Annotated in this window: 4 protein-coding genes and 1 pseudogene; all 5 read left to right on the top strand. The window is 66.2% G+C overall.

Annotated elements, in window-relative coordinates:
* Positions 1-173 precede the first annotated feature (173 nt).
* The 5 genes and pseudogenes from FMEAI12_RS39025 (at position 174) to FMEAI12_RS34280 (ending at position 7,008) form a co-directional block, all read left to right on the top strand.
* A pseudogene (locus tag FMEAI12_RS39025) lies at positions 174-1,036 on the top strand (integrase core domain-containing protein).
* Positions 1,037-2,016: 980 nt separating this feature from the next.
* Positions 2,017-3,033: a polyprenyl synthetase family protein gene (locus FMEAI12_RS34295; protein ID WP_200835511.1), complete on the top strand. Its 1,017-nt coding sequence runs from the start codon at positions 2,017-2,019 to the stop codon at positions 3,031-3,033.
* Between the two features lie 125 nt (positions 3,034-3,158).
* Entirely contained in the window at positions 3,159-4,583 is a 1,425-nt protein-coding gene (locus FMEAI12_RS34290) for a cytochrome P450 (RefSeq protein WP_112109226.1), read from the top strand.
* Between the two features lie 5 nt (positions 4,584-4,588).
* A complete protein-coding gene (locus FMEAI12_RS34285) occupies positions 4,589-5,659 on the top strand; it encodes a terpene synthase (protein WP_112109227.1) in 1,071 nt (356 codons plus the stop codon).
* 29 nt (positions 5,660-5,688) lie between these two features.
* The gene (locus tag FMEAI12_RS34280; protein WP_160144377.1) at positions 5,689-7,008 is read left to right on the top strand and encodes a cytochrome P450; all 1,320 of its coding nucleotides are present in this window, start codon (positions 5,689-5,691) and stop codon (positions 7,006-7,008) included.
* Positions 7,009-7,232: the final 224 nt, after the last annotated feature.

The following is a 7,232-nucleotide window of genomic DNA, read 5'->3' as shown; positions in this document are numbered from 1 at the left end:
CCAGGACCTCTACAACCAGACCGCGGCCCCGTTCGGCTGGAAGTACACCCGCGCCGATCTCCTCAAGACCGCCAACCGCCTCAGCCTCGCCGCATAACCGACGAACTAACGGCGACGACCACTAGGCAGACCGGGCGGTGCTCGCCGCACTGATCCGACTCCTGCCCAAGACGTTGCGAGCCCACCGGTTGATCACCCCGGGCACCGTCCTGCGGTGGCACCACCGTCTGATCACAAAGACGTGGACCTACTCGCGGCGGAGGGGCCGACCTTCGGTCAGCACGGAGATCGCCATCCTCATCGAGCGGCTCGCGACCGAGAACACGACATGGGACTACCGGCGGATCCAAGGGGAGCTCCTCACACTCGCCCACCAGGTCAGCGCGTCCACGATCCGCCGGATCCTGAAGACCCTCGGTCTGCCGCCGGCGCCCCAGCGGCAGACCGACACGACGTGGCGGCAATTCCTGCGCACCCAGGCCTCGACCATGATGACAGTCGATTTCTTCCATGTGGACTGCGCCGTGACACTGCGGCGCCTGTACTGCTTCTTCGTCCTGGAAGTCGGCTCCCGCACCGTCCACATCCTCGGGGTCGCCGCTCACCCGGACGGACCGTGGACCACCCAACAAGCCCGGAACCTCCTCATGGACCTCGGCGACCGGATGGCCGACTTCCAGTTTCTGGTTCGTGACCGCGCCGGCCAGTTCACCGCCTCCTTCGACGCGGTCCTCGCCGACGCCGGCATCACCACCGTCAAGATCCCACCCCGGACGCCGCGAGCGAACGCCTACGCAGAACGGTTCGTCCGCACCGTCCGGACCGAAGTCACCGACCGGATGCTGATCTTCGGCGAACGGCATCTGCGCACCGTTCTGGCCGAGTACACCGCCCTCTACAACGGACGGCGACCCCACCGCAGCCGCGCCCTTCAACCGCCCCGGCCCGACCATCCCGTCGCCGACCTGACGAAGGAACGGATCTGTGCCAACCCGTCCTCGACGGCTTGATCAACGAGTACGAACGGGCCGCCTAAAACCCCAGGTCAGGGCCGGTGACCGAGTTCTGGCGCCCCACACGACCGGATCCACATCGGCACCTTCACCGGCCCCACCGGCACCTTCCAGCAGGTCACCGAACTGACCAAGCCCGCCCGCAACCTGCTTGCGGCCCTGAACATCGACCCGTCACGGACGATCAACCAGCTCAGCACACCAGAACCCTGACCAGACCCGCCCCGGATCTCACTGAAGCCTAGAGAAACGGCCCGCAGCGGCACATCGGCATGTCCGCCCAGGTCACAGCCATGATCGCTACTCTAGCCGAACCGAATTACGCGGAACCCAAGACAGTGGGCACCCCAAAAATCCCGCCGGTTACATACGCGATCTACCGGCTACCAAAAGCCCAGGTCACGAGGCGTTGTCTGGGAGCCGATCAAAAGAACGCCGGGCCATCCCGCCGGATTGCGCGTCGGCCGGACTTGACACCCTCCCGACCCGTAACTACGGTAAGCACTTATTGAACGTCACGTCTCACATAACGCACAGGAGATGATCCTGGTCTCCAGTCATCACGCTCGGGTGGACGTCGTTGCCGACGGCCAGACACGGGTGGATCGTCGTCGCCGCCGTCGCGAAAACAACTAGCCCCACCGTTTTCGTGGGTGAGGTCTTGTCCCGTCGCTGACGGCCCGCCGTGCTCGAAACGAAAGTCGGTTCCCCGGGCGTCCGAGGTCAGCCGTCTGAGGACAAGAATCCACCGCGCCCCGACGACCGATGCGGCTCGCCTTTCTGGAGGGAGTCGTACGTGGAAGCTGTGCGCGGCCGTGAGACCAACCGTCCAGCTTGCTGAGCCGGAAGAGGCACACCTGGAATCAGCAGATCGTTCGGTCGGGCCCCGCGCTCACACGTGGGGCGGCCGCCTGCCCGCCCGCTGCAGGGGAGTGGAGCCGTAGTGACCAGCGAAGCACCGATCCAAGCCGCGCCCTTTCCCGGCCCGCGAAGGCGCCAGAGCGTGACGCAGTTGTTCACCGAGGCAAGGGCGCGCGTGGAATCAGCGCACCGGGCCGTGATCGAGGTGTTGCCGGCCGAGATCCGGCACGTGGCGGGTTACCACATCGGCTGGTGGGACGCCGCCGGCCGGCCCGCCGACCGCATGGGCAAGGCGGTGCGTCCCACCTTGACGCTCGCGAGTGCCCGCGCCGCCGGGCCAATCTCGAACGCCGCGGAGGCGGGCCGCGCGGCGGTGGCGGCGGCCGTGGCGGTGGAGCTTGTGCACGACTTCTCGCTGCTGCACGACGACGTGATGGACAAAGACCTCAGCCGGCGCCATCGAACGTCTGCCTGGGCGGTGTTCGGCACGTCTCGGGCGATCCTGGTCGGCGACGTGCTCCTGGCTGCTGCCCTGCAGGTGATGGCGGCCGACGGTACGGCCGGCGCACGGGGCATGGCCGTGCTGACCGCGGCCGTGCAGGACCTGGCCGCCGGCCAGTCGGCCGATCTGACGTTTGGCGAGCGCGGGGAGGTGTCCCTGCTCGAGTGTCTGGCCATGGCCGAGGGGAAGACCGGCGCCCTGCTGGGGGCGGCCTGCCAGCTCGGGGCGATGGCAGCTGGCGCCAATGACGATGTCGCCGCCTGCTACCGCGACTTTGGGCGCCAACTCGGCCTGGCCTTCCAGCTGGTCGATGACGCCCTGGGAATCTGGGGCGATCCGAAGGTGACCGGCAAACCGGTCGGCTCCGATCTGCGCGCCCGCAAGAAATCCCTTCCCGTCGTCGCTGCCCTCGCCTCAGGCACGGCCGCCGGCAAACATTTGGCCTGGCTGTACCGGCGGGAGGAGGCGCTGGACCAGCAGGCTGTCGCCCACGCCACACGCCTGATCGAGCAGGCCGGTGGCCGGGACTGGACGGCCGCCGAAACGCGGCGCCGGACCGAGGCGGCGCTGGCCGCACTGGAGCGGGCCGCACCGGATCCGGCCGCCGAAAGCGATCTGCGGACCCTGGCCATCTTGATGACCAGCCGGGACCACTGACATTCGCGCTCGGCCGCGCCATTTGCTGGACCGTCCACGGACCGCCTCAGTCGCCGCCATCGTCCACGCATTCGCCACTGTCGACCCATCGGTCGACGAAGCCCCCAACACGCGGAGGTACGTCCGTGAACGACCTCGGTTCCGTCCCGCTGGCACCCGGCGCGTGGCCAGCGCTCGGTCACCTGGCCGTATTGGCCCGCGACCCGCTGGCGTTCTTGTCATCACTGCCGGCGCACGGCGACCTGTTGCGGATTCGGCTGGGCCCGGTGTCGGCCGTGGTGGTATGCGACCCCGAGCTGACCCGCACAGTCCTGATCGAGGACCGGACCTTTGACAAGGGCGGCCCGTTGTTCGACCGGGCTCGGGAAATCGCGGGCAACGGCCTGGTCACCTGCCTGCACGACGAACATCGTCGCCAGCGGCGGCTGGCTCAGCCGGCTTTTCACCGGTCCCGCCTTCCCGGCTATGCGGACGTCATGACCGATAAGATTATCCAGACGACCGGTCGCTGGCGCGAAGGCCAAATCGTCGATGTACCGGCCGCGATGATGGACATCACCGCCACCGTGACGATGTCCACGCTGTTCTCGGCCAAACTTGCCGGTCAGATTCACAGCGAAATGCTCGAGGACGTCAGGACCATCATCGACAATATTCTGTGGCGCATGATCATGCCACCGCCGCTGGACCGGCTTCCCACCCGCGGTAACATCGGCTACTGGCGGTCCCGGAACCGGCTACGCCGCACCATCGACGCCCTGATCGCCGAACGCCGCGCCGACGGCACGGATCACGGGGATCTGTTGTCCGCGCTGCTCGCCGCCCGCGACGTCGAGAACAGCAGCGAGGGCCTCACCGACGCAGAAGTCAGCAACATGCTCATCACCTTCAGCATCGGCGGGATAGAAACCACCGCCACCACACTGGCCTGGGCCCTGCATCTGATCAGTCAGAACCCACTGGCCGAGAAACGTCTGCACGACGAGGTGGACACCGTACTCGCCGGCCGGCCCGCCAGGTATCCCGACGTACCGAAACTCGAATACACCCAGCGGGTCATCACCGAGACGCTTCGCCTGTTCTCGCCCATTCAGCTCATCACCCGTAGGGTCACGACCGACACCCGGCTCGGCGGCCACGTCCTGCCAGCCGGGACCCCGGTCGTTTACAGCCCGCATGTGATCCACCACCGCGCCGACTTCTATCCCGATCCCGAAGCCTTTGACCCGGACCGATGGAGCCCGCTCGCGACCCCGCCGCCGCCGAACACCTACATCCCGTTCGGAGGAGGCGCCCGGAAATGCATCGGCGACACCTTCGGCGTCATCGAGGCGACGCTTGCGCTGGCCACCATCGCCACCCGGTGGCGCCTGAGCGGTGAACCCGGCCAGGTTGTCCGCCCCGCCCGGGCCGTCGCCCCGCGGCCACACAAGCTGCGTATGCGCACGACCTCCCGAGTCCCCGGCCGAGCCGTGGGGCGACGCGGTGGCGCGCCTGGTCCCGTAGAACCCGCAGAACCGTCATCGCGAATGCCAGCCAGAGGAGATTGATCGACGTGCCCGCCGCCGTCAGGCCGACCATCAATTTCGATTTTCCCTTTCCACACGCGCTCAGCCCGGACCACGCCGCCGCTTCCGCCGAGTGCGCCCGATGGGCGCGGGAGATGGGCTTGGTCACCTCCGATTTCGCCATGGAGCGGCTCGCTCAGTGGAACCTCGGCCGCATGCTCGCCAACTGCGTGCCCACGGCCCGCGGTGATGCACTCGACGTCATCACCAAATGGAACGCGTGGGGATTCCTGTACGACGACCAGTTCAACGGCCCGCTCGGCACCCGTCTGGATCTCGCGGTACGGGTCACCGAAAGAATGATCGCGGCCCTGCACGGTGAGACGAGCCCCGGTCATTCCGCCGAGCGCGCGCTGACCGACATCCTGGACGAGCTGGCGCGACGCCGATCCCGGACATGGATGGCGCGATTCCGCGACCACAATCAGCAGTTCCTGGTCAGCCTACTGCGTGAGGTTACCTTTCGCGTGGACCGCCGTCCGGTCAGCCACCGCCAGGCCCTGGAGTTGCGTCGCGGCGCCGTCGCGATGGAGCCCCTCATCGACCTGATCGAGGTCGCCGAGGACTGCGAGATACCAGGTTCGCTGATCGCGACGCCGCAACTACAGGAGATGCGACGCATCGTCGGAGATCTCGCCATCTACCAGAACGACTTCTTCTCTCTACCCAAGGACCGCCGCCAGCCGGAAGTCAACACCATCATCGCTCTGGAGCAGGAGGGCCTCACCAAGCAGCAGGCGCTGGCCCGGATCGAGACGACCGTCAACGAGGAGGTCACGCGGTTCCTGCGGGTCAAGAAGGAACTACCTCCCCTGAGCCGGACGTTCGGCCTCACCGCTCCCGACATCGCGCGTCTCGACCGCCACGTGCACTGCCTGGAGCTCATGATTCACGGGGTGCTCTACGTCCATCTGGAATCGCTCCGCTACGCGGATCAGGAGGCCCACACGGCCCCTCTGGCCGGTACCGGGTACCTCGAGAACCTCGGCATGGACTCCACCGTCGTTCTCTCGGCCGACGTCTTCCGGCCTACATCCGCCGAGGGAATCGAAGTCTGATGGCCACGACCACCGGGAAGGTTCCACCGATGGCCCCGGGAGCCGTACCGGTTCTCGGGCACATCCCTCTCGTTCTTCGCTCGCGATTCGATTTTATAGACGCGGCGCGAGTCGCCGGGCCGGTGTGCCGGGTCAGGGTCGGCCCGGCGACCGCCTACTTCGTCAACGACCACGACCTGCTCGTCCAGATTCTTCTCAGCGACGCCCACGACTTCGTTCGAGGCGTGCAGTTCAAGAAGATGCGGAGCATGTTCGGGGACGGTATTGTCACCACCTCCGGCGATCTGCACCGGAGGCAGCGTCGTACCATGCTTCCGTCATTCACCCAACGGCGGCTCGCGCTCCATCTGCCCGTCATGCGTCGGATCATGGCCAGGTTCGTCGCATCTATTCCACCGAACGAGCCCTACGACCTGATGGGCCCGTCGACGAGTCTCGGGTGCGAGATCGTGGCCGCGACGCTCTTCGGCGAGGAGTGCCCGCCCGAGATACTGGACCTCGTCAGTGAAGCTATTCCGGTCTTCGGCGACAACGCCGGGATGCAGACCCTCGACGTGACCGGCGTCTACCGGTACCTGCCGACCAGCGCCAATCGGAAATTCCGTCGGATGCTGGCGGATTTTGACCGATACATCTATTCCGTCATCGATCGCAGGATGCGTTCCGGGGCGGGCGACGAGGATCTGCTCGACGTACTTATTAATACGACCGATGCGGAGACCAAGAGAAAATTTACTCGGACCGAGGTTCGCGACCAGGCCCTGACAATCCTGCTGGCAGCGACGGAGACCACCGCGAACACCATCAGCTGGGCCTGCTACGAACTGGCCCGGCACCCGCGGGTGTTTGCCGCGTGCCGGGCCGAGGTGGACGCACTGGCTGACGGTCGCGACTGGGACGAGATCGAGGTCGGGCGGTCAGATCTCGGCACCATCAGGCGAGTTCTGTTCGAGGCACTGCGAATGTACCCGTCGTCGTACCTGCTCTCCAGGCAGGCTGCCCGGGACACGACGCTGGGCGGCTATGCCATCCCGGGCGGGGCCATCCTGCTGTACTCACACTACGGCCTGCATCGCGACGAACGCCTGTTCAGCCACGCCGACGAGTTCGATCCGGACCGATGGCTGGAGACCAACCAGTCCGAAGTGACTACCGCGGCTTTCATGCCCTTCGGGCACGGCGCATACCGGTGCCTCGGCGAGAATCTCGCCGTCATCGAGTCAACATACTGTCTCGCCATGATGGCCGGTCGATGGAATTTCACGCTGGATGATCATTGCACTCCGCACATGAAAGCGACTCTGGCGCTCTCGCCCGAGGACCTGAGATTTGTGTTCTCGAAGCGCTGACCCGCCAGGTCCCTGTCAGAGATGGAGAAGGACTCTGTTGCATTGGCTAAGCGCGTATCCAGAGGTTCTGCGCGTAACCCGGGGTGAGGTTGCCGGGGTGGAGGGGTGGCGACACCGTGTGGGGCTCCCAGGGAGTCGCCGGAAAATAACTTCTGCTTTTGACCATGCTCTGTGGGGGTAGGGTTCCGGGGGTGGAAGGGACCGAGGAGGTCCTGGCGGAGAAG

It is taken from the genome of Parafrankia sp. Ea1.12, from assembly GCF_900465275.1.
Classification (GTDB): Bacteria; Actinomycetota; Actinomycetes; order Frankiales; family Frankiaceae; genus Parafrankia; species Parafrankia soli.
Note: the sequence above shows the minus strand (reverse complement) of the source record. Positions and strands in the feature narration are given on the sequence as shown.